Origin of the sequence: Streptomyces sp. NPDC053560 (assembly GCF_044544605.1) — a bacterium.
GTDB lineage: Bacteria > Actinomycetota > Actinomycetes > Streptomycetales > Streptomycetaceae > Streptomyces.
On the sequence record NZ_JBITXI010000036.1, the window covers coordinates 1 to 2,445 of the forward strand.

At 75.0% G+C, this 2,445-nt stretch carries 1 protein-coding gene; it reads left to right on the plus strand.

From position 1 onward, the window contains the following. Nucleotides 1-2,445: polyketide synthase dehydratase domain-containing protein (locus ACIGQF_RS38435; protein ID WP_399720752.1), on the plus strand; the 2,445-nt coding region annotated here is incomplete at both ends.

Below are 2,445 nucleotides of genomic sequence, written 5' to 3' on the forward strand. Positions count from 1 at the left end.
CCGCTCGTCCTCCCGGAGCGCGGCGCCGTACAGACCCAGGTGCGCGTCGGCGTCGCCGACGACACCGGGCGCCGCACCGTCACCGTCCACTCGCGGCCCGAGAACGCCTCCGACGTGTCGTGGACGCAGCACGCCACCGGCACCCTGACGGCGGGCGGCGCCCCGGCCGGCACCGGCTTCGACGCCACCGTCTGGCCGCCCGAGGGCGCCGAGGCCCTCGACACCGAAAACTGCTACGCGCGCTTCACCGCCATCGGGTTCGGCTACGGCCCGGTCTTCCAGGGGCTCCGGGCCGCCTGGCGCTCGGGCGACGTCCTGTACGCCGAGGTGGCCCTGCCGGAGAACGCCGCGGAGGACGCGGCCGCCTTCGGCCTGCACCCGGCGCTCCTCGACGCCGCGCTGCACGCCTCGCTCCTCGCGCACGAGGGGGAGGAGGGCAACGGCGGACTCCCGTTCTCCTGGGAGGGCGCGGGCCTGTACGCCACCGGCGCGACCGCGCTGCGCGTCCGGCTCACCCCGACCGGCGACGACGGACGGTCCGTCGCGATCGCCGTCGCCGACACCTCGGGCCGGCCGGTCGCCGGCATCGACACCCTCCTCGTACGGCCCGTGTCCGGCGAGCAGCTGAACGGCGCGGCCGGCCTCGCGCGTGACGCCCTCTTCGCCCTGGACTGGACCCCGGTCGCCGAGGACGCCGCCCAGGACGACGCGCAGGCTGCCCCGGTCTCCGTCGCCCTCGTCGGAGCGGACGGCACCGGCCTCGCCGACGACCTGGCCGCGGCGGGCATCACGGCCACCACCCACGCGGGCCTCACCGCCTTCACGGCCGACGCCGCCGACGTCCCGGACACCGTCGTCGTCACCGTCGGCACCGCCGCCCTCACCACCGCGGAGACCGCGGACGGCGGCACCGGGGAGCCGTCCGCGGCCCGTGCCGCCCACACCCTGGCCACCGAAGCGCTCGCCCTCGTGCAGGAGTGGACGGAGCAGGCGCGGCCCGAGGGCACGCGGCTGGCCCTCGTGACGACCGGAGCGGTCGCCGCCGGCGGCTCCGAGGTCACCGACGTCGCAGCGGCCGCCGTCTGGGGCCTGGTGCGTTCCGCGCAGTCCGAGGCCCCGGACACCTTCGTCCTGGTCGACCGCGAACCCGCGGCCACCGCCGCCGGCCCAGGCACCGCCGCCGAGCGTGGCAGCCTCTTCGCCCGGGCACTGCGCACCGCCGAACTGCAGGTCGCGCTCCGCGACGGCAGCGTTCTCGCCGGCCGCCTGGCCCGTGTCGACACCTCCGCCACCCTCGTGCCCCCGGCCGACGGCGCCTGGCGCCTCGACAGCACGGCCAAGGGCAGTCTCGACGGCCTGGTCCTGGCCCCGTACCCCGAGGCGACGGCACCGCTCACCGGCCACGACGTACGCATCGAGATCCGCGCCGCGGGCCTGAACTTCCGCGACGTCCTCAAGGCCCTCGACATGTACCCCGGCGACGCCGGCCGGTTCGGCCACGAGGCCGCCGGCGTGATCGTCGAGGTCGGGCCCGAGGTGACCGGTCTCGCCCCTGGCGACCGCGTCATGGGCATGGTCTCCGGCAGCTTCGGCTCCCTGGCCGTGGACGACGCGCGCCGTCTCACCCGCCTGCCGGACGACTGGTCGTGGGAGACCGCGGCCTCCCTGCCGCTGGTCTTCCTCACCGCCTACCACGCACTGAAGGAACTCGGCGGCCTGCGGGCCGGGGAGAAGGTCCTGGTGCACGCCGGTGCCGGTGGCGTCGGCATGGCGGCCGTGCAGATCGCGCGCCACTTCGGCGCCGAGGTCTTCGCGACGGCCAGCGAGGGCAAGTGGGACGTGCTGCGCTCGCTGGGCGTGGCCGACGACCACATCGCCTCCTCGCGGACGCTCGACTTCGAAGCGGCGTTCGCGGCCGTCGCCGGTGACGGGGGGCTGGACGTCGTCCTGAACTCCCTCGCCGGTGAGTTCGTCGACGCCTCGATGCGGCTGCTCGGCGACGGCGGCCGCTTCCTGGAGATGGGCAAGACCGACATCCGCGAAGCGGACACCGTGCCGGATGGCATCTCCTACCAGGCGTTCGACCTCGCCTGGGTGGCTCCGGACGCGATCGGCGCCATGCTGGCCGAGCTGATGGACCTCTTCCGCGACGGGCGGCTCCAGCCGCTGCCGGTCCGCACCTGGGACGTGCGGCACGCCAAGGAAGCGTTCCGCTTCATGAGCATGGCCAAGCACATCGGCAAGATCGTGCTCACCCTGCCCCGCACCTGGTCCGCCGAAGGAACGGTGCTGGTGACGGGCGGTACCGGTGGTCTGGGCGGCGTACTGGCCCGCCACCTGGTGACCGAACACGGTGTCCGTAATCTGCTGCTGACCAGCCGGCGTGGTCTTGAGGCCGCCGGTGCGGTGGAGTTGGTGGCGGAGCTGGAGTCTTCGGGTGCGCGG